This is a genomic window from Vibrio sp. 1402, from assembly GCF_033340275.1.
The window spans coordinates 1-544 of record NZ_JAWOWE010000603.1 but is presented as its reverse complement, the minus strand read 5'-3'; the positions used below and the strand labels follow the sequence as shown (position 1 = coordinate 544).

The following is a 544-nucleotide window of genomic DNA, read 5'->3' as shown; positions in this document are numbered from 1 at the left end:
CATCAGCATGGTCTAACGTAACCTTTAACGAACCCGTCAAGTTGTCGTACAAATTGCCCCACGCAGATTTGCCATCGACACTCATCGCAGCTAAAAGCTTCTCTTCTTCCATACTCAAGCGTGTATCTGCCAGTTTTCTCGACTCCATAATAGAGAAAGCTTGACCGCTGATGTCTGGATTTTCGTGATCGAGAACGCGAGCAATGAACTCATCATCTGCATGCGTTAAGGTAAGTTCGAAAGCACTAAACGCTTGAGACAATTCAGAGAAAATACGCATCATACGACCAGAAAGCGCTTTCGCTTCGGCGTTAGTAGCGTTCACTGATGAGTAGCAATTTGCGAAGTTATAGACCGTGCCCGCCAAGCGACTTGCTGCTTCGTTAGTCAGAATGGCATTTTGCATCACTTCAACATTTTCACAATCTTGCGATTGCTTATTCAGCAGGTCAATACATTGCTCAACAAGTGCGATATCGTCTTGAATTCGAGGGTCGGCAAGGTCGTTGTAAACGATGGATAAGTCCCAACTAGGAGTGGTCAT

General features: G+C 45.4%; 1 pseudogene. It reads right to left on the bottom strand.

Annotated features, from left to right (window positions below):
- A pseudogene (locus tag R7044_RS27480) lies at positions 1–544 on the bottom strand (oligoendopeptidase F); the annotation flags it as partial.